The 25483-nt window shown below is 29.5% G+C and carries 15 protein-coding genes and 1 riboswitch; of the genes, 4 read left to right on the top strand and 11 right to left on the bottom strand.

From position 1 onward, the window contains the following. Positions 1-132: 132 nt before the first annotated feature. From X274_RS09510 to X274_RS09530, 5 genes are all read right to left on the bottom strand, one after another. Positions 133-900: an ABC transporter ATP-binding protein gene (locus X274_RS09510; RefSeq protein ID WP_047266590.1), complete on the bottom strand. Its 768-nt coding sequence runs from the start codon at positions 898-900 to the stop codon at positions 133-135. Beyond that, entirely contained in the window at positions 897-1913 is a 1017-nt protein-coding gene (locus tag X274_RS09515; RefSeq protein WP_047266591.1) for a FecCD family ABC transporter permease, read from the bottom strand. Before X274_RS09515 ends, X274_RS09510 begins: the two co-directional genes overlap by 4 nt. Beyond that, entirely contained in the window at positions 1910-2794 is an 885-nt protein-coding gene (locus tag X274_RS09520; RefSeq protein WP_047266592.1) for an ABC transporter substrate-binding protein, read from the bottom strand. The genes X274_RS09515 and X274_RS09520 overlap by 4 nt, the downstream gene beginning before the upstream one ends. Positions 2795-2847: 53 nt before the next feature. Further along, positions 2848-3018, bottom strand: a riboswitch (cobalamin riboswitch). 121 nt (positions 3019-3139) lie between these two features. Beyond that, positions 3140-6733: a hypothetical protein gene (locus X274_RS09525; protein WP_047266593.1), complete on the bottom strand. Its 3594-nt coding sequence runs from the start codon at positions 6731-6733 to the stop codon at positions 3140-3142. A gap of 195 nt (positions 6734-6928) precedes the next feature. Beyond that, positions 6929-11803, bottom strand: coding sequence for a cohesin domain-containing protein (locus tag X274_RS09530; protein ID WP_047266594.1), 4875 nt, complete (start codon positions 11801-11803; stop codon positions 6929-6931). A 237-nt stretch (positions 11804-12040) separates the two neighbouring features. Here X274_RS09530 and X274_RS09535 point away from each other — a divergent pair, with 237 nt between their 5' ends. Further along, on the top strand, positions 12041-13372 hold the full coding sequence (locus X274_RS09535; protein ID WP_047266595.1) for an FAD-dependent oxidoreductase: 1332 nt from the start codon (positions 12041-12043) through the stop codon (positions 13370-13372). Between the two features lie 27 nt (positions 13373-13399). On the opposite strand, the gene X274_RS09540 is transcribed toward X274_RS09535, so the two are convergent. The 5 genes from X274_RS09540 to X274_RS09560 form a co-directional block, all read right to left on the bottom strand. Next, positions 13400-14491, bottom strand: coding sequence for a 4Fe-4S binding protein (locus tag X274_RS09540; RefSeq protein WP_047266596.1), 1092 nt, complete (start codon positions 14489-14491; stop codon positions 13400-13402). 16 nt (positions 14492-14507) lie between these two features. Then, a complete protein-coding gene (locus X274_RS09545) occupies positions 14508-15797 on the bottom strand; it encodes an amidohydrolase family protein (protein WP_047266597.1) in 1290 nt (429 codons plus the stop codon). Further along, positions 15791-17104: an amidohydrolase family protein gene (locus X274_RS09550; protein WP_047266598.1), complete on the bottom strand. Its 1314-nt coding sequence runs from the start codon at positions 17102-17104 to the stop codon at positions 15791-15793. The genes X274_RS09545 and X274_RS09550 overlap by 7 nt, the downstream gene beginning before the upstream one ends. Positions 17105-17121: 17 nt before the next feature. Beyond that, a complete protein-coding gene (locus X274_RS09555) occupies positions 17122-18117 on the bottom strand; it encodes an ornithine carbamoyltransferase (RefSeq protein ID WP_047266599.1) in 996 nt (331 codons plus the stop codon). Between the two features lie 251 nt (positions 18118-18368). After that, positions 18369-19580 carry a YgeY family selenium metabolism-linked hydrolase gene (locus tag X274_RS09560; protein WP_047266600.1) on the bottom strand — a complete coding sequence of 404 codons (1212 nt, stop codon included), beginning with the start codon at positions 19578-19580 and terminating at the stop codon, positions 18369-18371. A gap of 359 nt (positions 19581-19939) precedes the next feature. Between X274_RS09560 and X274_RS09565 the strand changes: the two genes are divergently transcribed. After that, positions 19940-21148 carry an ammonium transporter gene (locus X274_RS09565; protein WP_047266601.1) on the top strand — a complete coding sequence of 403 codons (1209 nt, stop codon included), beginning with the start codon at positions 19940-19942 and terminating at the stop codon, positions 21146-21148. Positions 21149-21278: 130 nt separating this feature from the next. Here the strand turns inward: X274_RS09565 and nth are convergent, their stop codons facing one another. Beyond that, complete coding sequence (nth, locus tag X274_RS09570) at positions 21279-21917, bottom strand: endonuclease III (RefSeq protein WP_047266602.1); 639 nt, start codon at positions 21915-21917, stop codon at positions 21279-21281. 168 nt (positions 21918-22085) lie between these two features. Between nth and X274_RS11680 the strand changes: the two genes are divergently transcribed. Both X274_RS11680 and rfbF read left to right on the top strand, forming a co-directional pair. Further along, positions 22086-24692, top strand: a complete 2607-nt coding sequence (locus X274_RS11680; RefSeq protein WP_052913282.1) for a glycosyltransferase — start codon at positions 22086-22088, stop codon at positions 24690-24692. 11 nt (positions 24693-24703) lie between these two features. After that, a complete protein-coding gene (gene rfbF, locus X274_RS09580) occupies positions 24704-25477 on the top strand; it encodes a glucose-1-phosphate cytidylyltransferase (protein WP_047266603.1) in 774 nt (257 codons plus the stop codon). Positions 25478-25483 lie beyond the last annotated feature (6 nt).

Consider the following 25483-nt stretch of genomic DNA (forward strand, 5'->3'; position numbering starts at 1 on the left):
TCGAAACATTAGCATAACCGAAACATTAGCATAACCAAAACATTAGCATAACCGAAACATTAGCATTTGAAAAGAAAGAATAATTTAGAACATTTATATAAATTATACTAATTAAATTATAACATAATTGTGTCAATATTCAAAAACAACCTGTGGTTTCCCTTTTTTAGGGTGTTTTGTTATTATACAATCTATATTGAAAATTTCCTTCATTATTTTCTCAGTTATAACATTTTCTGGAGAACCAGAATATTTAATTTTCCCATCTTTAAAGATATATATTCTATCAGAATATAATGATGCCAGATTAACATCGTGGAATATTGACAATATACTTTTTTCATATTTAATCGATTCGTCTTTTACCATTCGTATTAATTGCTGAGTATAACCTGGATCTATTTGAGATACAAACTCATCCAGTAATAATATATCAGTATTTTGAACCAGCGCTCGTGTTAACATAACCCTTTGTTTTTCACCACCACTGAGATAATTATAAATTCTATCTTTAAATTTTAAAGTATTTGTTTTTGTCATAATTTTTTCTACGATTTTTTCATCACTGCTTGAAAATAATGTTTCATAAGGAATTCTTCCCGATGAAATTATATTTTCTACTGTAAATTCAAATGATGTGAAGAATTCCTGTGGAACCACGGCTATCTTTTTATACAATTCTCTTTTAGTATAATCTTCTATTTTTTTTCCAGCTATTATAATTTTTCCTTTATTTTTCTTTTCTAATAATGTTAATAATTTTAATACAGTAGTTTTACCTGAACCATTTGGTCCAATTATTGAAACGAATTCTCCTTTTTTTATATACATATGATCTATTTTTAACCTAAAATGATTATTATATGAAAACTCAAGATTTTCAATTTCTAATATTTTCATATTTTTTTTCCTCTTTTCATAATAATAATAAAAATAGGAGCTCCTATTAATGATGTTGTTATACCTATGGGTAATTCTGTAGGTCTGAACAAATATCGTGAAAACAGGTCTGCAAACCCCAGGAATATTCCTCCATATATTAAAGCTCCTATTGTAGAGTAATGTATATCTGGACCTGTAATTTTTCTTACAAGATGAGGTATTATCAGACCAACAAATCCAATTATTCCAGCTTTTGATACAACTATAGATACTGCCAGAACATTAATGCCAAGTACTATTAATTTTATTTTTTCAGGATTTATTCCGGAAAAAATTGAAATGTCATCTCCCATCGCTACAACTTCTATGTGCTTTTTTAATATAAAATTAATTGCAATTTGTAAGAGTAAAAATACAATTAATATTGTCAGGTCAGACCATACAATATTTCCCGTACTTCCCATAAGCCAGAAGTTTATATGTAATAAATTTTGCCAGAATAAGACAGTAAACAGAGTAGAAATAGAATTAAATACAAATCCAACGATAACTCCACTTAATATTAAAGATATAACAGGAAATTTTTTACCTTCTCTTGCTAATGAAAAAGTTATTATTGTTGCAGTTAATGCAGAAATAAATGAAAAAAATTCTATCCCAAAAGGCAAATCAATCCCATATACACTTTTAAGTGCAGTGTATATAATAGCGCCAAAACTTGCTCCGGAGGATATACCAATAATAAATGGATCCGCAAGAGGATTTTTTATTATCATTTGAAAATCATTTCCCGCAATTGCTAAGATTGCACCAATAATAATCGTTCCCAATATTCTTGGTAATCTTAAATTGAAAATTATTTTATTATACAAAGAATTTGAAGATACATTAAAAAAGGATAAAACAACATCTTTAAATGGAATCTTAACTGTTCCTAATGATGTAAATAATATTATAGAAAATAGTATAAAAATTAGCCCAAATATCAGGGAAAAAAACGGGGAAACTTTCCCCGTTTTTAATATTTTCATCTGTTTTCACTGAAGAGTTTGTTGAGCTCTCCTAACAAATCTATTAATCCAGTATTTGGCAAAGAAGCTTTATTTCCGTCTATTATAAACACCTTAGAATTTTTCACGGCATTAACATCTTTAAATTGTTCTGCATTCATTATTAGATTATAAGCGCCTTTATCCCCAGGATAATAAGAAGGAACCAAAATTATATCCGGATTTTCCTTTACTACAAATTCTGGCCCTATTGCAAACCAACCATTGTTTCCTGTATATGGAGCAGTTACATTTATTCCACCAGCATATGTAATTAATTCATTTAAATACGAACCGGTACCACATGTCCACATTTGTGATACACTACCGTATGCGGATAAATATATTACCTTTGGCTTATTTTTCCACGAAAATGAATTTTTTGCAATGTTTAACATTCTAACTCTTAACTTTCGCGAATAGTCCTGAGCAGTTTTGCCTTTTCCAAGTATTACACCTACAAGGGATAAATCTCTAAACATTTCATTTAATGTGGTGGGATTTATTACAAAAGATTTGATTCCAAATTTTTCTAATTTTGATACTTCGCCTTCCTGAAAACCACCGGTTAATAATACAACATCTGGATTTAGAGAAATTATTTTTTCCACATTTAGAGGCATCATATTTCCTATTTTTTCAACATCTGTTATATAAGAATCAAAATCTGTAACACCTACAACTTTATCTTTTGCACCTAATTTGATTATAAAATCAGAAATGGCTGGAGCTGCAACAACAATTCTTTCAACTTCTTTGTCAAATTTCACTACTCTTCCTAAATCATCCACAAGAGTTACTGGTTGAAAAGCAAACAAAGATAATGATAACACCAATAATAACGTCAAAAATACCTTTTTCATATATAATCCCTCCTATAAAAAATCTATTTTCCATCTTCTTTTCGCGAGAAGATGGAACAAATCCCTTTAAAATAGGTCTCCCGGCTTGTGGTTCTCTCTACTCTCAGCGCCTTCCCAGAGAAATGTTTCCAGTGGCATAAGTGCTGATTTCGTCCCCACTCACGGTGGCGCGCCCGCAACGGATTTTCACCGTTTTCCCTTACATTTTAAAGGAATTTTATTTAATTGTCAGTGATATTATAACATGAAAAATTAGTAAAGTAAATATTAAAAGTAAAAATTAAAATATCCTTTTTCTAAAACATAAAAAATCCCCGGGAAATCCCGGGGATTGATGACAAATCTTTAATTTGTTACAAGATTACCAAAGTTAATCCATTTATAGTCTTTTTCTAAATTCAAAGTATAAGGTGCTGAATTATTATCTTGTAGTATGACTACACCGTTATCTCCATCAGATACTATAGAATAGTATTTTGCTCCTGCTCCACCATTTCCTACATAATTAACGCTATATCCTGTTCCCTGAGTGTTATACTCTCCTGCTACATAATCATTATCACTATCCGGATCATTACCTGAAGTATGTAAAGCATCTGCATTAGTTAATGTTGTAACATCTGCTACTCTCATTATAACAACTCCTCTATTGCCTGCAGCTAATTCATAATATCCGGCCGCTCTTTGAACAATACCTGTAATTATTGCATCATCAAATCTTACTCCACCTTGTAATGTCCAGGTTAAAGCATCTGTCCCGTCAAAAGCGTATTTTACTACTGATAGTCCTTGCGTACCATCTGCTATGAAAACATAATCATTAGCTGTATCAACGTATAAATCAAAAGCGGTTCCCGATGTATCGTATCTATCCTGTGCATGATCTCCTGTATCTGGAAGAGCTGGGGAATTTGCTGTTGATATATCAAATAATACAACACCAGCTTCACCATCTGCAATTAATAATGCGGGCTGGTTACCTGCTGTGACTGCGTCATAATCTGCATCATAACCAATAGCCATCATTACACCAACATTACTTGAACCTGTACCTGTATCTATAAAGGTATTAACATATACCGGTACTCTCGTTCTTGCCTGCGTTGTTATGTCAAATACTGCTAATCCTTTAGGACCATCTGCTACATATAAATATTCATCTCCACTCAAATCAAAATTACCATCTGTTGCATATGGATAAACATCATATGCATAACCATCTGTATCAATATTGCCTATTAATGTTATATCTGCTGCATTTTCAAATGGCGTGTCATTACCATCAGCATCAGCATTTATTACAGCAATTCCTTTAGGACCATCTGCTACATAAATCAGGTATTCTTCATTACCAGCACCGTCATCATGTACCTGATAATATACTGCTCTTGCATAACCCTGAGTATTTACTGTTTTAAGTAGAGTTGGAGCTGCAATGTTAGCTAAATTAGCACCAGCATCATATATTTTAACACCTGCTGCGCCGTCTGCTACTATTAAATATCTGTTTCCAGTAACAACTGTATCTCTCGTTACAGAACCTACATCAAAACTACCTGTTAATGTGAGTGCATTTACATCTATTATATTCAATCCATTATAACCGTCACCTATGAACCCTGTACCTCCATCAATCACTATACCTTTTGCATAACCATCTGTATTATATCTTCCAACATAAGCCAATGACGTTTTGCCAAGTTTTACCATTCCATTTGACCCATCTGCTACGTATACATAATCTCCCTGAACATCTACACTTTCTGCATATCCTGTGGTATTGTATGATGTACTTACAGATGGATTTGTTTTATCGCTTACATCTACTTTATACACACCATTTTCTCCTGCTGCAACATATACATAATCACCATCCGCTACAACATCAAGTACATTTGAAATATCACTTAATGTTCCTAAAATTGCTGGATTTGTTACATCACTTATATCAATTATTACAAGGCCGCCTGTATCAGCTGCTACATAAGCTACTGTGCCATCAACTGTTACGGATTTTGAATCTCCGCTTATTGAAAGTTGTGATTTTTGAGTTAATGTAAATTCACCTGATGGATCATCATCATCAGTATTTGCATCATCAGTTGTACCTGGATCAAATTGAACTATATATAATCCTTGAGAACCTGCAGCAACAAGTATATAGTGATTACTACCTGAACCATAATAAGCTACACCTTTTGCTTCGTCCCCAACATAGAAAGGATTTAAAGAACTATCCAATTGGAATTGTGGAGTTGTATTATCATCATCATAAAAAGCTACTTTTAATCCTTTATCTCCATCGGCTATTGCCACATATCCCTCTGAGTTAATATCAAATTTTGCGACATCATATACATATCCTTCTGTATCTATTACATTATCAACAGAGCCTCCATCCTGTTCTATTACAGGATTTGCCGGAGTACTTACATCTATTACAAATACACCTTCATATCCGCCAGCTACAAATATTTTATCAAGTGTCTGTGTTGAAAAACTATATGTTGTGTTTGAACCTGGAAGTTGAGTTTCTCCACCTTTTCCATCCTTTGCCACAACCTTCCAGTAATATGTTGCTCCTCTATCCAGTGATAAGGATGGTGTGATGGAAGTTGTTAAATCTGTTGCTATTTTGGTTGAAGCTACTAAATTGTTTACGTCTGTTTGGTTCGTTCCTAAATAAACATCATAAGTTACACTGTCACCATCAGGATCTGTTGCATCATCAAAATCAAGTGTTGTTGTGATTGATTGGTTACTTGCACCATCTGCTGGCGTTGGACCCGTTGCAGCAAATACAGGTGGTGAATTTTCTGTTGGTAAATTTTTACCATAATTTCTTGCGAATATTATGAAATCATATAAATCTATTTTCCCATCTGAAAAGGCTATGCTATATATGGAATTCGTTTGCCAATCTCCTATTGGTGCTATTTCCGATGGATAAATATCAAAATCTACATCATATGATGCGTCACCTAATTGAGTATCATAATGATCTAAAAACATTAAAAAGTCATCGATATCAACAGTATTATCTCTTTCATCACCTGTTGTATCCGGATCATCAAAATCTCCCAATAAAATTGGATCATATACTACTATATTTCCACCATATGTATCAGCAGAAACAGTGTTTAAATTGCTATCTAATAATGTAACATCAAGTGTTGTGTTCCCTTGACCCTTTGGATTTACATCTTTAGCAATAATATATATTCTTATTATATCTTCATCTTCAATTGTTAGTGTAGAACCATTTTGTGTTGTAAAGGTTATTAATAAATCTCCAGGGTTATTTATTGGATCTGAAAGCAATGTATTTACTGCTGCAGAATTTAATAATTGAACACCATTATTACCTTTGGATGTATCAATGTCTATTAATGTGTTTGGATAGTATAAATGAATTTGGAAAGTTTCAACATTTGAAATGTTTTTTGCATGAATTACTATAGATGCTTCATCCCCTGATCTTAAGGTAATTGCATCAGAAACAGATAAACCATCTTCGTATGGTGCTGTTGCTTTTGTTATTATTCTGTTTGTTTTTTCATCAAGCAATGCTGCTTTGGTGAAAATTTTATTTTTTTCAGGGTTTAAATAGTTTCTTTTAATTGAAAAGAGTTTTTCTCCTTTAAAAATATCTCTTTGAGCCTTTGAAAACATTACAACAGTTTTGTTGGTATAAGACTTTACCAACATTATGGAACTGCTTTTATCATATACAAATGCATTTTCTGGAATAGATGTGTTAAATTCCAGTTCCACTGCTGACGCGTTTACCTTTGAATAAATATCATAATTTGTTCCTAAATCAACACTTACATGATTTGTATTTAGCAGCTCTACTGGTGTAGTTTTAAAACAACTGGAGAGTACAAGTACAATAAAGACTAAAATAAAAAACAAAACACCTTTTTTCTTAATAAACATATTTTCACCTCCATGTTTTTTGAAAATCACATTAGTTATATCGTCTATACACATCCTTACTTTAATAAAAATTTATTTTTATATTTAAACAATATGAATTATCGCTTTATATTTAGACAACATAAATTTTCATTATGTTCAAAATTTTTTAAAAAAAGAGCATTTCTTTCGAAATGCTCTGTCGATGTTTTATTTTTATTGTATTGTTATAATGCCTATATCTGCAATATCCACATCTAATTCATTTCCTGCTGGATCTACAATTCTTGTGTTATTTGTGAATTTCACCTCGGTATTTCCTCTACCTCCTATTGCTGTGAATGTAATTTTGATTATATCACTATCATTTATAGTAAATGGTGAAAAAGATAATGTTGTAATTTTTAATTTTCCATTGTTTATATTTATTATTAAACTTCTTCCTGTTAATTCTCCTATAGCCTGAATTCCACTCTGGGAAATACTTAATTTTGTATTATCATAATCGATTTCAATATCAAATGCAAGAATATTTTCTAATTTCTGACCGTGAATAATAAATTCACCCTGTTGTCCAGATGTTACGATGGCATCTTTGAAATATAATTTTGGTGTGAGTGGACCTATACTTTCTCTAACAGTAAATGAATATGTATCACTTGTATTAATTCCACCTTTTCCATCTTTAACTATTACTTTCCAGTAATAAGTTTGTCCTAATTCCAAATTTGAAACATTAAATGATGTTGTGGTTAGGTTTATTTTATATGGTTCTGTTAAATTTTGATTTGTTCCAAGGTATAAATCATAGCTTAATGGGTCGTTATCAGGATCAGTTGCACTCCAGGATAATGTTATATCTGGATCCACATTTTGAGCATTATTTAATGGTTCTAATAATATCGGCTTATTAGGCGGATTATTGGTTTCCTGAGATGTGGTAAATGAAAATGTATCGCTTGGTGTTTCTCCGCCTTTCCCATCTTTTGCAACTATTTTCCAGTAATATGTTTGATTCATTTCAAGATTGATGTTATAGGTATTTCCGCTATAATTTGTTTCTACGGGAGTTGATAGAATTGGGTCGGAACTTATGTATATATCATATGTTAAAGGATCGTTATCAGGATCTGAACCTTCCCATTTCAGCATTACATTGGTTGATATGTTTTGAGCATTATTTATTGGTTCTAATAATACAGGTTTTAATGGTGGATTGTTTTCATTTATTATTTCATTTATTGTAAATTGCCATAAATCACTTTTTGATATATTACCGTAATCATCATAGGCCGTTATATACCAGTAATATGTTCCGGGAGTTAAATTGCTTATATTATAATATTTCTGAGAAATTTTGCTTATTTTTAATGTTTGGTCTTTTAAATCTCCAAAATATACATCGTAATATACATTATCGCCGTCAGGATCAGAGGATTCCCAGCTTAAAGCCACTGAATAGGCAGAGATTTCAGATTTGTTTGCTGGATATGGATTATACGGTTTCAACGGCGGTCTGTTAGATGGTATTGAAATATTATTTGGATCAATGTTTCCTGTATGTTTTTTATCTCCTAAATATATAGGCCAGGATGAATCCAATAAATTCAATGATTGACCATAAATACCGTATAAATACCCATCAATTGTTCCAAATATTATAACACCATTATTATCAATGTTTGGAGAGTGTCTTATTTTTTTATAATCTTTATACCATTTCATTTCTCCGTTGTATACTATAAATTTTTCATCTGTTGTTATATATTTTGTGTCTTCCATTAATATAAGGGTATATGGATATCCTCCCAATGATAATTTCTCTAAATGATCAATATAATAATAGTATTTATAAAGTGTTCCTGTATCCGTTTCAAAGTATAGGGATTTATCATTTCCCAATAAAATATAATTAATTATTTTCTCATCTATTTGTTTTTTAAAATTTGGCTGCCCTGATCTGTTGTAAGAATATATTTTATTATCTGCAGTAGCAAAGTATAAATTTTCATTTTCATCCATGGTCAATCCTGTTATTATTACTCTTTGAAAACTCAGTTTAAATCTTTCTTCACCATCAGAATTGTAGCTGTACAAATGATTATTTATTCCGAAATATATGTTGTTTTCTTTATCTACAACTATATTTGTTGTTGGCGCTCCATTTAAGTTTCTCTTCCATATTTCATTTCCAAATGCTCCAAGTTTATATATTGTTCCTATATCTGTTATTACGAAAATTTCACTATTTGTTCCCAGAGAAACCGGCTTGTTTATTGCACTATCAAGTTTAATTTTTTCATATAAAGTGCCATCCGAATTAATTATATATAAATTTCCATTATCATTTCCCACAATAATTTGATTTAAAGGATTTATTACAACAGGAGAGTTTATAAATCCATCTGTATTAAAACTCCAGATTTCATTACCATATGAATCGTAGGCATATACTTTTCCTGAACTTGTTGAAAAATATATATAATTTTCATCTGAAATAGCAGGTGAATAAATTATAGCCCCTTCAACATATGTTTTAAATTTCAATTTGGCAGGTTCTGGAACTGTATTAAATGCAAACACCTGACTTTCACTTTCAATTTCTCCATCATTAGCAATTATTTTCCAAAAGTACTTTTTGTCGTTTTCAAGTGTTAATTCATATGATGTTGATTGTGTTGTGGTGATATATTCCAGATTATTATTCTCACCAAGATAAATATCAAAGGATAAAGAATCATCTTCTGGATCTTCAGCATCCCATTTTAAATTTACCGTTACCGGAATTTCTATACTTTGATTTTTGGGATAGATCAAAGTTGGAATATCTGGTCTTGTATTATTTCTTATATATGAATCTCTGTTTCTATATGGGTTTTTCCCATATACGGCCCATAGATCTTTTAATATATTTTTTTCTTCTACAGATATCGCATATAATTTTTCGTTTGTTGCAAAATATAATAGGCCATCGTTTAGCAAAGCATATGTTTTTATATCATTAAATGTTGTATTTAATATTTTATCGGAATTTTTGAAAATCCCGTTGTTTGAAAAAACATATAAATTTTTATTTTCAGAAATTATCATTGTTTTTGGAAATATATCATTTGTAGAATATGTCTCCAGAATATCTCCCATTTTATTAAGTTTGAATATATGATTCTGTCCACAGGCATATAGAAATTCGCCATCATATAATATTTCACCATTTATATTCTCTGGTAAATTAATCGTCCAATTTTTTGTGCCATCTTTTTTATAACTATGCAAAAATACTCCTTCTCCAAAATATAAATTAAAATCTTCATCATTAGAAATATTTGTAGTTATTACATTATCTAAGGACAATTCTTTAGATATTTTTCCTTTAGGTTTTGTTATTATTATTTTTCCTTTATTGTCAAGATTTCCAGAAAGAACTATATATCCATTTTCAATTATTACCGGTGGAGAATCTGGAATTATATTATAACTTTTCTTCCATTTTAATAATCCGGTTTTTATATCATATACATATAAAATTCCATTTAATGTAATCACATATAAATTTTCTTCATTTTTATAATTCTCACTGGCAACAATTCCAGAAATTGCTTCTGATATTTGTATTGTGTTTTCTAAATCAAATGCCCGAAGATTTATAATATTTATATTTCCAGCATAATCTGGAATAAATAGTAAGTTTTTATACAATATACTTCCACGTTTTAAACCTTCCAATTCTATTGACCGATCTATTGAATTATCTGTATTCAATTTATAAACACTATTTTCAGAAATTGCTATAAGTTTATTATCGAACATAAAAATATCTTTTATATTTGAAATATTGCTTTCCCACTGAATAGTATCAGGTGATTTTTTTGTTTTAAAATATAATTCATCACTCGCTTTAATTCCATTATAATTATCTTTAGCAACTATTTTTAAATAGTAATTTGTATCAGGATTTAGCTGAAGTGGAAACTCTGTTGATGTAATATTTGTTGCAATTTTTGTATAATTTTTTGTATAATTTCCAATATATATATCATAGGTTAAATTGTCACCATCCGGATCGCTTCCAGTCCATTTTAATGTAATGTCTGAAGGAACTATAGAGTTTTTTGCAGGATATTCTATTGAAGGCATGTCAGGATTTCTATTGACGTCTTTAACGATGATATTTAAAAATCCACTAGCACTATCTTTTGTATCACTTACAAGAATTTTTTCCTGTATTTTTTTTTGAGTATTATCATGTTTTACAAAATCATATCCAGGTTTAAAAATATATGTGTTCCCCTGTATATATGCACCATTATTTGTAAGAATTTGATATTCAAATTGTTTATCTTCCATATCTGATACAAAAATATCTAAATTTAGTTCAAATTCTTCTCCTTCTTTTACTGTATAAGTTTTTGAAGGAAAATCAATTATCGGTGGTGTATTTAAACTCGTTTTAAAAGTCCATATATCAGATAAAGCTGTTGCACCATAAGAATCAAACGTTTCAACTTTCCAATAATATTTTTTCCCCAATTCCAGCTTGTCTATAATATATTCATTTTTAGATAAATTTGTTGCTATTGGTGTTGTTAAAGGAGTAGAATCTGATATATAAAGATTGTATAAGATATTATCCCCATCAAAGTCTATACTTTTATTCCATTGAAATTTTATATTATATGGATAAACATTGTTGTTATTATTTTCTGGATATATCAAAAATGATTTAATAGGTTTATTATTAATCTCAATAGTTTCAAAATTAGCCTCCTTTGATGATTTATTCCCTTTTATATCCACCGCTTCAATTTTCCAGTAATATTTTTTTCCTTCTTCAAGCTTATCTATTTTATATGAATTAATAGCTAAATTCTTTACTTCCTTAATTTTTACGCCATTAGAAAATAGATAAAAATTGTATGATAGCAGATCCTTTTCTGGATCTTTAGCTATCCATTGAAAAATAACATTATCTGGATTTATTTTTTCATTATTAGATGGTGTTAGACTTTCTATTATTGGAGGTTGATTTTTAAATATACATCCTTGTAATAAAAATATAATTATCAGAAAAATTAATATATTTATTTTTTTCATGAATACCACCACCTATTTCATCTATTTGAAAATTCAGTTCATAATATTATCGTGTTATTTTTCTATAAAGATTAACAAATAACCTATCTGTTTATTATTTTATAATTTTCATATTTCTGTTTTTGTAATATTCTCTTAATTGAAATTATTATAAATATGTAGTATAATTAATTTTGAAAAAAGCGTGCTTTAACTATATAAGTTAAAAAAATAACAAACAGAAGGGGGCGTTTATATATGAAGATAGTGATTATAGGTTGTACACATGCAGGAACAGCAGTGGCTATTAACTCAGCAAAATTATATAAAAATGCAGAAATCACAGTATATGAAAGGAATGATAATATTTCATTTTTGTCCTGTGGTATTGCATTACATGTTCAAGGTGTAGTAAAAGATCCAAAAGGACTATTTTATTCATCTCCTGAGCAATTGAGAAATATTGGTGTAAATACAAAAATGCGTCATAATGTAAAAAATGTTGATTTAAAAAATAAAAAAATTGTTGTAGAAAATCTTGAAACAAAAGAAGAATTTGACGATACATTTGACAAATTAATAATCACAACAGGTTCATGGCCAATTGTTCCAGATATTGAAGGAATACATATGGAAAATATTTTGTTATCAAAAAACTTTTATCATGCGCAGGATATAATTAAAAAAACAGAACAAGTTAAAAATATTATTGTTATAGGAGCAGGATATATAGGTGTTGAACTTGTTGAAGCTTTCAGGGAACACGGGAAAAATGTTACGCTTATAGATATAGAAGATAGAATATTAAGCAGATATCTTGATAAAGAATTTACAGATGTTGCAGAAAAAGCTCTATTAGAAAATGGAGTAAAATTAGCTCTTGGAGAAAAAGTTATTAAATTTGAAGGTAAAGATAATAAAGTAAGAAAGGTAATTACAACTAAAAATGAATATGAAACAGATATGGTTGTATTAGCTATGGGATTTAGCCCAAACACTGCCCTGTTTAAAGGTCAATTGGATATGCTTGAAAATGGTGCAATTATTGTAGATGAATATATGAGAACAAGCGTTAATGATGTATTTGCTGCAGGAGATTCATGTGCTGTATATTATAATCCAGAAGGCAAATACAGATATATTCCTCTTGCAACAAATGCTGTAAGAATGGGAACAATAGCAGCATACAATTTAGCAAAACCAACATTAAAATATCCTGGAACTCAAGGAACATCAGGAATAAAAATATATGGTAATAATTTTGCTGCAACGGGTTTAACAGAAAGTATGGCTAAATCGCAAAATTTGAATATTGATTCTATTATTATTACAGAAAATAACAGACCAGAATTTATGCCAGAATATTATTCTTTAACATTCAAAGTTGTATATGATAAAAACACAGAGAGAATATTGGGAGCTCAAATAGTATCAAAAGCCGATTTAACACAATCTATAAACACAATGTCAGTTGCTATTCAAAATAAAATGACAATAAAGGATTTGGCATTCATAGATTTCTTTTTTCAACCACACTTTAATAAACCATGGAATTTCTTAAATATTGCAGGATTAGAATATATTAAATAAAAATATGGCGCATGCGCCATATTTTTATTATATAACCCCACTAATTGCTTTAACAGGACATCTACTTTGACATAAACTACAACCAAAACATTTACTTTCATCAACTATAACTTGTTTATTTTCTTTGTCTACAGTAATTGCCCAGTATGGACATACCATTTCACATAATTTACAGAAAGTACATTTGTTAAGATCTATTTGTGGATATTTTGGTTCAAATATAACTTCCTTTTTCTTTAATCCAACCTTTTTTACCTCTTCTATACTACTAAACCCATATTTTTCAAGAGCTTTAGGTAATTGATCAACTATAGTTTTGTATAGCTGTTTTCCTCTGATCAATGCAGCTGATAGCATTTGAACAGCATCTGCTCCAGCCAATAAGTATTCTAAAACATCATCAGCAGATGCAATTCCACCTACACCTATTACTGTAATTTCAGGAACAGCTTCTTTTATTGTATTTACAAGTGCAAGTCCAAGGTTTTTAATTACAGGGCCTGAAATCCACACCTGCCCTTTGTCATTACCTATTAGATTTGTTCGGTTTTTTAAATCTACAAGCATAGTTGGACCTAATGAATTTATTGCAACAATACCTGTTCCCCCATTTTCGAGAACCATTTTAGCAAACGCTACAGGATCTGGAATATGCGGGCTCATTTTCATGAATATCGGCTTATCTGTGTGAGACCTTATTGTTCTAACTGTTTCTGCAATTGTATCTAAATTTTTTCCAACATAATGCGTGGAAATTTCAAATGCATCTGCAAATTTATCCAGCTGTGGAATCAAAATTTCCATATCTTCCTTGGTGTAACCTGCGCTGACTATTAAAGGTAAATCAAGTTCTTGTTTTAATTTTGGTAATATTTCATTTATCCACTTTTCCGGTGGTAATTCAGACCATAATTCTGCATTTACAATATAATTATTGGTGCCGTATATACAAGGTCTTGGAACTTCTGCAGCCTTAGTAGATATAGTTTTGGTAACCATTCCTCCAACGCCAAGTCTTGCAAGGTATAGCATCTTTTCATCATCACCAACTAATGGACCAGATGCTGGCATTAAAGGATTCTTCAATTTTATTCCTGCAAATTTTGTACTTAAATCCATAATCTCCCCCCCATTATCATAATTTCCTCCACAAGTTTTCGGCAATTTTTTTTGCTTCATTATAAATTTTTTCAACTTCAAATTTTACTTCTCTATCTTTCATTAAAAATTCGCCATTAACAATAGTATCAGCAACATCCAGATTATCCCATATCCCAAAAAATACATGCCCTAAAATATTACTTTCATCAATAGGTGTAAATGGTTTATACTCAAAAGATATTATATCAGCCTTGTATCCTTCTTTTATTCTTCCGAGTTTTATTCCAAGCATTTCACCAACAAGATTATAAACATTATCTATATTTCTTTTTAAATCCTCAAAATTAAAGAATAATGGATTATTATATCTATATTTTTGGGTAAAATATAGATTTAAATACTCTCTTGTAATGTTATATCCTAAACCATCATTACCCACAATAGTATTTATTCCTTTTTCTTTTAATAATTTATAATTTGGTAATCCCACAGCATTATTCATATTTGATGTTGGATTTAAAGCCACATATATATCATATTTAGACATTATTTCAGCTTCTTTTTTATCAATATGTACACAATGAGATAATATAGAATTTTTTGTTAGTAAATTAAATTCTTCCAATCTTTCAACTACTCTTTTTCCGTATTTATTTATAGAATCTTCCTCATCTTCTATACTTTCAGCTACATGAATATGTATAGGTGCACCATTTAAATTTTCCGATACTTTTTTTAATGTTTCGTTTGATAATGAAAGTGATGCATGAAGTCCAAACATACCTGCATATTTTTCTGAAGAATTTTTTAGAAATTCACTGTTTTCTTGTATACATTCATCTACATCAAATCTATCACTTGTTTCAAAACAAAAAATCCCTCTTATTCCTATTTCATCGCTTAATCCTTTTTTTAATTCATTTAAAGTGCCTTTTATTGATATTCCACTGGCGTGATGATCTATTACAGAAGTAATTCCATTTTTTATAAGCTCAATGCCACTGATTAAAGAGCTATAATATGTTATTTCTAAGTCTATTTTCGAATCCATTTTCCACCATAATTGTTTTAGTATATCAGAAAAACTTTTTGGGTTAAATTCTACGCTCATTCCTCGAGCAAATGTTGAATATATATGAGTATGACCGTTAACAAATCCTGGCATTATGAGTTTTCCTTTAAAATCTATAATTTCTTCATTATCTTTTTTTTCAAAATTTTCCATCGAACCTACTTCTAATATGTCTTTATCAAATCTGATATACTGATTTTCTTTATATGTTTCATAATCAAAGATATTACAATTTATAACGGCCTTTACCATCTTATCTCTTCCCTTCTTAAAAAGCGTCCTTTAATTCTGCTGCCTACAAGGTTTTCATCCTTTATAATAAATCTTCCTCTTGAAATAGTTGTTATAACTTTTCCTTTAACCTTTATATTCTCATATACTGTATAATCTGCATTTGAATGATGCGATTCTATAACCCATTCCTTTTCTGGATCAAATATTACAATATCTCCATCAGCTCCCGGTAACAATGTTCCTTTTTGTGGATATAACCCATAATACTTTGCAACATTCTTTGTGAATTTATCAATTACTTCATTTTCAAACAACGTGTACATTAACGAGAATGAAAATTCAACCCCACCAATGCCCATAGGCATAATATTTGTGTATTCTCTTTTCTTTTCTAATGAATTAAAAGGGCAATGATCTGTACCAATCGTTTGTAAAAATTTTATATTTTCAATTAATTTTTTCCTTTCTTCTTCACTTCTCAATGGTGGCGTCATTGAGTATAAATATCCATTTTTTTGTGTAAATTTTTCGTCATTAAAATAGAAATAGTGAGGACAGCTTTCCAACACAAGATTTTTTCCTATAATATCTTTGAATCTTTTTTTTAATGTTTCAAGAGAATATCCACTTGAAAGATGTACTATATATAATTGCCCATTATAATATTCCGATATCTCTGCAAGCTTTACCACCTCAGTTACCTCGGAAAGTGTTGATCTAACTTTAGAATGTTCTTTCATCGGGATATTTTTCAAGTCCTCTATTAATTCATTATTTTCAGCGTGAACTGTTACAACAATTCCGTATTCTTTTGATAATTTCAAAAGTTTTGATATATATTTATCTCCTGTCATTCTTGAACCATAGGTTGTAAATAGTTTTATACTCGATATGCCCAACTCTTTACATTTTACTATAAGGTCCTCTGGGTCAATAGTTGGATTTGAAATTGTAGCATGAAATGCGTAATCTGTCAAACTCTTTTTAGCAAGAATTTTTCTTTTTTCAAATGCTTTTTCAAGTTCTTCTAAGTTTTTTATTGGATCAAGAAAGTCTATATAAGATGTAATTCCACCAAAAGCAGCTGACGTTGAACCGGTTTTAAAATTATCAACAGATGTATATTTGCCAACTGTTAATTCAAAATGAACATGAGGATCGATAAAACCGGGAAGTATAAACTTCCCGGAAACATTATATTCTTCTTTTGATTTTAGATATGAAGAGGAAATATCTTTTATTTTTCCATTTTTAATGTATATATTTCCATCTATAAATTCATTATCAATATAAATTTTTCCATCCAGTATTGCTAAATCAAACATATAAGATCACTTCCTAATTATCTTCCACCCATTAACAATGTCATAACAGCTTTTGCTGTATGGATTCTGTTTTCTGCCTCGTCAAAGATTATAGAGTGTGGTCCATCAATAACTGAGTCAACAACTTCTTTACCTCTATCTGCTGGTAAGGCGTGCATATATACAGAATCAGGTCTTGTTAATTTCATTTTTTCTTCATCACATATCCAGTCTTTATGTTTTGCTGTTTCAGCTTTAATTTCTTCAGGATCGTTTGAAACAAAGAATCCTCCCCAATTTTTTGGGATAACAACATGTGCATCTACAAAAGCATCTTCCATTTTATGAGAAATATTCAATTTTCCTCCATATTTTTCCGCATTTTCCTGTGCTTGTTTTACTATATCTGGCATTAAATCAAACTTTTCAGGATATGCTAATGTTACATCCATACCCAATCTTGTAAATAATAATATCTGTGATTGAGGTACAGACAATGGTTTTAAATGACTTTCTGCATATGCCCAGCTAATTCCAACTTTTAAACCTCTTAAGTTCTTTCCAAATCTTTCCTGCATTGTCATAACATCTGCTAAAACCTGGAATGGATGATAAATATCATCCTGTAAATTCATAACAGGAACCTGAGATACAGAAGCCATACCTCTTAAATATTTGTTTCCTTTTCCAAATTCACAGGCTCTAACCGCAATACCATGACCCATTCTTGCAAGAACTCTCGCTGTATCTTCAGGTGTTTCACCGTGAGAAAGTTGCATCATGCTTGGGTTTAAGAAATTAGCATGCCCCCCTAATTGTGCGATACCTGCTTCCATTGAATTTCTTGTTCTTGTTGATTGATCAAAGAAAATCAAAAATAATGTCTTATACAATAAATATGGTGTTGGTATATTAGAAGCCATTTTAATTTTCAAATCTCTTGCGAGATCCAACATCATTTCTATCTCTTCATTTGTAAAATCCTGTGTTGTTATGAAATGTCTACTTTTTTCTGTTTTGAAAAATGCTGACATAATGTCTACCCCCTTGATATATTTTTATGAATTTTATGATTATCAACCTGTCCAAAAAATCTAAAATGAAATGAAGACTCGAAGATTGCCCTTAAAATTATGAATGAAAGCCGTCAAAATTACATGGATGTAATTTTGAGCGAAACAATACACGATGTATTGTTTGAGCGACGGCTGAGAGTGAATAATTTTAAGGATTAGCAATCGAGCTGTCTGAGTGAATTTGGATTTTTAGACACTCTTTGTAATTATTATTTTATTTTTTCTACCAATGTTTTTGGGAAATTAGCATAAAATGCTGCTGCTTTCACAAGATGTTCGATCTTTACTTTCTCATTCGGAGCATGTGCATATTTTTCATCACCTGGACCAAAACCAACTGTTGGAATATTATAAACACCAGCTGTAGCTATACCATTTGTGCTAAATGTCCATTTATCTATTAAAGGTTCTTTTCCAAATGTTTTAATATATGCTTCTTTTGCTGCTTGTACAACATCTGAATTCTCTTCAAGTACCCATGTTGGAAAATACTTTTCAACAGGATATTCAATTCCGGTATATGCAGGTTTTGAATATGTCAATTCCACTATTTCTGCATTAATTCCTGTTTTTTTAAATATTTCTCTTATTTCTTCAAACGCGCTTTCCTTTGTTTCACCAGCTGTAAGTCTTCTATCAATGTGAATTACACACTCATCTGGAACAGCATTATGTGAAGGTGATTTAAAGAATATTTGAGAAACAACGATTGTCCCTTTTCCAAGGAAAGGATCATAATGAAGATTTTCATTTAATTTTTCTATTTCATTTATAATTTTTGCCATTTTATAAATAGCATTATCTCCTCTTTCTGGAGCACTTGCGTGTGCAGAAAGACCAACAGTTTTTATCCTGAATTCTATTCTTCCTCTATGCCCTCTATACACATTCAAACTTGTTGGCTCTGTAATAACTACAAAATCCGGTTTTATTTTATCTTCTTCGACAATGTATCGCCAGCATAATCCGTCACAATCTTCTTCCATAACTGTCCCAGTTACATAAACGGTAAAGTCATCTAATAAATTTAATTCTTTTAAAATTTTCATTCCGTATACCATGGAACACATACCTGCTTTTTGGTCAGATGCTCCTCTTCCATATACCCATTCATCATCCCAATCGCCACTAAATGGGTCTTTATCCCATAAATCAGGGTTACCAACTTCAACAGTATCAATATGTGCATCCATTGCAATAACTGTTTTACCATTTCCTATTCTTCCAAGTATATTGCCTAACCCATCAATTTTCACTTCATCAAATCCTACTTTTTCCATTTCTTCTTTAATAACCTGTATAACTTCTTTTTCTTCTCCAGAGTAACTCCTTGCTTTTATCAATTTGCTCATAAACTTAACAATGTCTTCACGGTATTTTTCTGCTAATTCTAATGTTGTCAAATTTATCCCTCCCTGCATAAACTTTATAAAATTATATAACTTTTATTTTAAAATTAAAAACCTGTACAATTCTCATTAACACTATTTTATCAATTAGAATTTGAAATATAGTTGATTATCTTGTTTATTTATAATATTCCTCTTGATAACACTATTTTTATAATGAAACGTATCATTATCTTTAATGTTTTATATATAATATTTGTATAAATTATTGTTTGATAATATGTATATTTCAGCTGTTAGTATATGATACAAATTATTTATAATAGATAAAATCTAAAATTCTTTCATTTTCAAATTTGATATTTTTTTTTGATAGAGTTATAATTTTTAATATCTTGGGGAATGGGTAATTAAATTGAAGGGGTGAAAAAATGTTTGATACAGGAAACACAGCATTTATGCTTCTTGCAACAAGTCTTGTTATGCTTATGACACCTGGGCTTGCTTTCTTTTATGGTGGATTAGTTGGTAGAAAAAATGTTCTAACTATTATGATGCAGAGTTTTGTTTCTATGGGATGGACTACTATTTTATGGGTAACTTTTGGATTTACTATGAGTTTTGGTAATGATATTTTAGGAATAATTGGAGATTCCAAATATTTATTTCTTCATGGAATTTCTATAAATACACCATTTGGTGCAAATACAGGAATACCAATGATTGTATTTGTTGCATATCAGATGATGTTTGCTATAATCACACCGGCTTTAATAACAGGTGCTTTTGCAGATAGAGTAAAGTTCAAAGCTTATATGATTTTTTTGACTGTTTGGCTTATTTTTGTTTATTTCCCTCTTGTTCATATGGTTTGGGGAGGAGGATTGTTTCAAAAGTGGGGAGTTTTAGATTTTGCAGGTGGTATTGTGGTTCATGCAAGTGCTGGTGCAGCTGCATTAGCTTCGGTGTTTTTTGTAGGTAAAAGAAAACAAAAGAATGTAAAACCACATAGTATTCCACTTGTTGCACTGGGAACCGGATTATTATGGTTTGGATGGTATGGTTTTAATGCTGGTAGTGAGTTAAGGGTAGATGCTGTAACTGCAAATGCTTTTTTAAATACTGATGTTGCAGCCTCATTTGCTGCTATTACATGGTTGATTTTAGCTATAATTTTTGAAAGAAAACCTAAAATACTTGGTATGCTTACAGGAGCTGTTGCCGGTTTGGCAACAATTACACCAGCTGCTGGTTATGTAACAGTTCAAACTTCAATGTTAATAGGAATAATCGCTTCTATTGTTAGCTATGCTGCAGTATTATATAAAAACAAAAAAGGCTGGGATGATGCTTTAGATGTATGGGGAGTACATGGTGTAGGTGGATATCTTGGTATAGTTCTATTAGGATTATTTGCTACGAAAAGTGTTAATAGTAATGGCGCTAATGGTTTGTTATACGGGAATGCAGGTTTTTTCTGGAAAGAATTTATAGCAGTAACTTTAGTTTCAATTTATGCATTTATTTTTACATATATAGCATTATGGCTTATAAACAGAATTACACAGGTTAGAGTTAGCGGTGAAGCTGAAATTGAAGGATTGGATAAAAACGAATTTGGCGAGGAAGCTTATTTATAAAAATGATAATATATGTTTTCATAAAAAGTGACTCCTTATGGAGTCACTTTTATTAAATTATATGTTTTTATATAAGAAATTATGATTAAACTTTGTCTTTTTATTTAAGAATGAAATATAATTATTTTAATCACTTTTTATCCTGGTAGTAATTGCAAAAAGTTTTTATAGGACAAATTTCACATTCCGGATTTCTTGCTTTACAAATATTTCTTCCATGATATATTAACCAATGATGAGCTTTTCCCCATAACTCTTGTGGAATATTTTTCATTAAATCTTCTTCTGTTTTTTTTACATTTTTTCCATTTGCCAAACCTATTCTATTTGCAACTCTAAAAACATGTGTATCAACAGCAATAGCATCTTTCCCAAACGCAACACTTAACATTACATTTGCGGTTTTTCTTCCAACTCCAGGTAATTTTATTAGTTCTTCTCTTGTTTCTGGTATTTTTCCATTATATTTTTCTAATAACATCTTACACGTATTTATTATATTCTTGCTTTTTGTTTTATATAATCCCACACCCTTTATATACTTTTCCAGTTCTTCTGGTTTTAATTTAGCAAAATCTTCTGGTGTTTTGAATTTTGAAAACAATGTTGGAGTTACTTTGTTTACTTGATTATCTGTAGTTTGAGCTGATAACATTACAGCAATTAATAATTCAAATGTGTTTTTATATTTTAGCGCTGTAGTGGAATTAGGATATGTTTTTTCTAATATTTCCAGTATTTTTTTTATTTCTTTTTTGCTTTTTTTCATTATACATATCATCCTTTCGATTATATCATTTCTTAAATTATATCATATCTCTATTATTTAATTTGAGAGTTTGAATTATTTTAGAACATCGTGTGTAGGTAATGTGTTGATTAAAAATATGTTATAATTATTATGTATATATAAATTTTACTAAAAGGAGATTCTTATATGAAAAAAAAGGAATTAATTTTAAACTTAATTAACCAAAAAAAATTTGATAAAGCTGAAACATTAATTGAAAATATAAATGATATAGTTCAAAAAAATAACTTAAAGGGATTGTTATATTTTAATAAAGGTGAAATTCAGAAAGCAAAAAACTTTTTTGAAAAAGCTTTAAAAGTTGATTCTGAAAATGATGATGTTTTATTTAATTATGCGTATATACTGAAATTAATGAATAAAGATTTAGATTCTTGGAGATATTTAATGAGAATAAAAAATAAAGATTGGGCAACGTATGATTTGTTAGGAGATATAGAAATAAACAATAGAAGTAAAGCTGCTGGTATTAAAAATTATTATATTGCGTCAACTCTAACAAAAGATATGTCTATGAAAGAAAAATATGATCTTGCTAAGAAAACTTTTTTTAAAAATATAAAAATAGCTTTTTTATGCTTACCAGGTCTTGATACTTTCATAAAACCCATTTATGAATATATATCATTTTTATATCCGTCTAAACTTGTAATATCAAATAATAGTGAAGAGTTGAAAAATGCTGTTGAATGGGCAGATGTTATATGGTTAGAATGGGCTAATGAGGTAGCTAACTTTGTTACAAATAACATCGATTTAAAAGAGAAAAAAGTTGTATGTAGATTACATGGATATGAAGTTTTCACAAATATTCCAGGTCAAATAAATTGGAATGCTATTGATCATCTCTTTTTTGTTGCAAAGCACAAAAGAGAAATATTTTTTAAAAGATTCGGTGAGAAAATAAATATTAAAAAAACAAGTATTTTAAGAAATGGAATTGATTTAAGTAAGTTTCAATATCTTAATAAAAAAACTCCCGGAAAAAAACTTGCAATAATAGGAAATATTAATTATAGAAAGGGTTTTGAAATCTTATTATGGGCTTTTTATGAATTAATAAAAAAAGATGACGAATATAAATTATTTATTAGAGGAGATTTTCAAGATATACGTTATAAAATAGCTATAGAAACAATGATTGAAGAATTAAATCTAAAAAAATATATAAAGTTTGTTCCAAGAGTTGAAAACTTATCTATGTGGTTAAAAGATATAGATTATATTATATCATCTTCAATAGAAGAGTCTTTTCATTATACAATTGGAGAAGCTATGGCTATGGGAATAAAACCTGTAATACATGCTTGGAAAGAAAGTAGAGAAATATGGCCAGAAAAAAATATTTTTAGAAACACTGAGGAGTTTTTAGATATTATATTAAACCAAGAATATAACTCAGAAAATTATAGACTTTTTGTAGAAGATAAATATCCTATAGAAAAACAATTGTTTGAAATTGAGAAATTACTTGATAGTTTTGAAAAAGACTTAAATAACTCAGAAAATTATATGCTAAATAATAATAGAATTTTAAGATTTAATTATTCAAAAACATCAGAAAATAAATATATATGGTATTTAATGAATGAGTTTGGAAGATTTCAATATGGCGGTGGTGAAAGAGTTTTAGTATCTTTTTCAAAAGAGGCTAAAAAATATGGATATAAACTTATTTTTATTTCAAATAATTATACAAAAAAATCTTTGGATATATTAAAAGATCTTGGATTTGAAGGAGAAATATTGATTATAAATACACCTTTAACAGAATATCCCAGAGATTTTATTAAAATTAGAAATTTTATTGAAGAATTATCTTCTATAAAAGATAAATATCCGCCAGATTTAGTAATAGGACATCCAGTAACTGCAAGTATGTGGTTAGAGGAAGCAAATAAGGTTTTAAAGTTAAATGTGAAACATTATTTGATTACTATAGTTAATTTCCTTATTGGAGATATATCCCAAAACATCAAATTTTATAAAGAATCCATAAATAACATATTGCATATAGACGCATTAACAAAAGAGTATCTTGAATTAAGATTAAAAGTTAATAATTTTAATTTTAATGAATATAATTACGTAGGAGTTCCTTATTTTACAATTGATAAATTAAAAAATATAAGATTAAATAATAATTTTGATAGTAAAATTCGAATTATAATGTATCCACGTTTTACCTATACAAAATCTTTTGTATTAAATGCAGTGGAAGATATGGCAAAACTTATTAATAATGGTTATGAATTTTATGTGAATATAGTAGGTGTTGGTGGATTCAGTAATACTATAAAAGAAATTATAAAATTTCATAATGTTGAAAAGTATATAAAAATAATTCCACTTGAAAAAATTGATTTTAGATTTGTAGCAATACATGATCTTGCAGTAAATACAGGGGTTTCTGCAAGCGAAACATCATATCTTGGAATTCCAACGATTTTTGCAGATACTACACCGTGGTTTAATTTCGTTTCTCAATATACAGGATATATTAATCCAAGAGGAATATTAGGGAAGGACTTTAATCTTGAAGATCCATATTTTGATTTTTATAGTTATAATACATATTATGATATAGTAAAAAGCATATTAGATCTAGAGAATCCCAAAAGATATTTAAGAACTTTGGGAGAAGATTTAAGAAATTATACTAAAGAAGCGTTGAAATTTTATAATGAAGAAAGTGTTTTTAAAAGAATACTTAAATTTTCTGGTATTTTATAAGGGGGAATAAGATGAAAGTTGTAATTTTGGCAGGCGGTTATGGAACACGGTTGGAAGAAGAAACAATAAGAATCCCTAAACCTATGGTTGAAATAGGTGGAAAACCGATACTATGGCATATTATGAAAATATACTCTTACTATGGTTTTGATGATTTTATAATTTGTCTTGGTTATAAAGGATATGTTATAAAGGAATATTTTACCAATTATTATAATCATATGAGTGATATGACAGTAGATTTATCTACAGGTAATATAGAAATACATAATAGTTACTCTGAAAAATGGAAGGTTACATTAGTTGATACGGGATTAAATACAATGACTGGGGGAAGAATAAAGAAAATAAAAAAATATTTAAACAATGAAAGGTTTATGCTTACTTATGGTGATGGAGTTGGAAATGTAAACATAAAAAAGCTTGTCGAATTTCATAAAAAACATAGTAAATTGGCAACTATCACAGTTGTTCAACCAATAGGAAGATTTGGTGTTTTGAATATAGATAAAGATAATTCAGTTAAATCATTTATAGAGAAACCAAAAAGTGAAAATTCGAGAATTAATGCAGGTTTTTTTGTTTTAGAACCACAAGTTATTGACTATATAGTCGATGATAATACTGCGTGGGAAGATGGGCCGCTTGAAAAATTGGCAAAAGAGAGTAACTTAATGGCTTTTCATCATGATGGATTTTGGAAGCCAATGGATACTTTAAGAGACAAGCATGAGCTTGAAAGATTATGGAATACCGGAAAAGCTCCATGGAAATTATGGGAATAAGGAGGA

The organism is Marinitoga sp. 1155 (genome assembly GCF_001021175.1).
In the GTDB taxonomy this organism is placed as follows: Bacteria; Thermotogota; Thermotogae; order Petrotogales; family Petrotogaceae; genus Marinitoga.

Excerpts from the sequence above, each read along its gene's own strand:
- X274_RS09520 (WP_047266592.1), bottom strand. The coding sequence starts at position 2,794 with ATGAAAAAGGTATTTTTGACGTTATTATTGGTGTTATCATTATCTTTG.
- X274_RS09535 (WP_047266595.1), top strand. The coding sequence starts at position 12,041 with ATGAAGATAGTGATTATAGGTTGTACACATGCAGGAACAGCAGTGGCT.
- nth (WP_047266602.1), bottom strand. The coding sequence starts at position 21,917 with ATGAAAAAAAGCAAAAAAGAAATAAAAAAAATACTGGAAATATTAGAA.
- X274_RS11680 (WP_052913282.1), top strand. The coding sequence starts at position 22,086 with ATGAAAAAAAAGGAATTAATTTTAAACTTAATTAACCAAAAAAAATTT.
- rfbF (WP_047266603.1), top strand. The coding sequence starts at position 24,704 with ATGAAAGTTGTAATTTTGGCAGGCGGTTATGGAACACGGTTGGAAGAA.
- X274_RS09545 (WP_047266597.1), bottom strand. The coding sequence starts at position 15,797 with ATGGTAAAGGCCGTTATAAATTGTAATATCTTTGATTATGAAACATAT.
- X274_RS09525 (WP_047266593.1), bottom strand. The coding sequence starts at position 6,733 with ATGTTTATTAAGAAAAAAGGTGTTTTGTTTTTTATTTTAGTCTTTATT.
- X274_RS09510 (WP_047266590.1), bottom strand. The coding sequence starts at position 900 with ATGAAAATATTAGAAATTGAAAATCTTGAGTTTTCATATAATAATCAT.
- X274_RS09540 (WP_047266596.1), bottom strand. The coding sequence starts at position 14,491 with ATGGATTTAAGTACAAAATTTGCAGGAATAAAATTGAAGAATCCTTTA.
- X274_RS09530 (WP_047266594.1), bottom strand. The coding sequence starts at position 11,803 with ATGAAAAAAATAAATATATTAATTTTTCTGATAATTATATTTTTATTA.
- X274_RS09555 (WP_047266599.1), bottom strand. The coding sequence starts at position 18,117 with ATGTCAGCATTTTTCAAAACAGAAAAAAGTAGACATTTCATAACAACA.
- X274_RS09560 (WP_047266600.1), bottom strand. The coding sequence starts at position 19,580 with ATGCAGGGAGGGATAAATTTGACAACATTAGAATTAGCAGAAAAATAC.
- X274_RS09550 (WP_047266598.1), bottom strand. The coding sequence starts at position 17,104 with ATGTTTGATTTAGCAATACTGGATGGAAAAATTTATATTGATAATGAA.
- X274_RS09565 (WP_047266601.1), top strand. The coding sequence starts at position 19,940 with ATGTTTGATACAGGAAACACAGCATTTATGCTTCTTGCAACAAGTCTT.
- X274_RS09515 (WP_047266591.1), bottom strand. The coding sequence starts at position 1,913 with ATGAAAATATTAAAAACGGGGAAAGTTTCCCCGTTTTTTTCCCTGATA.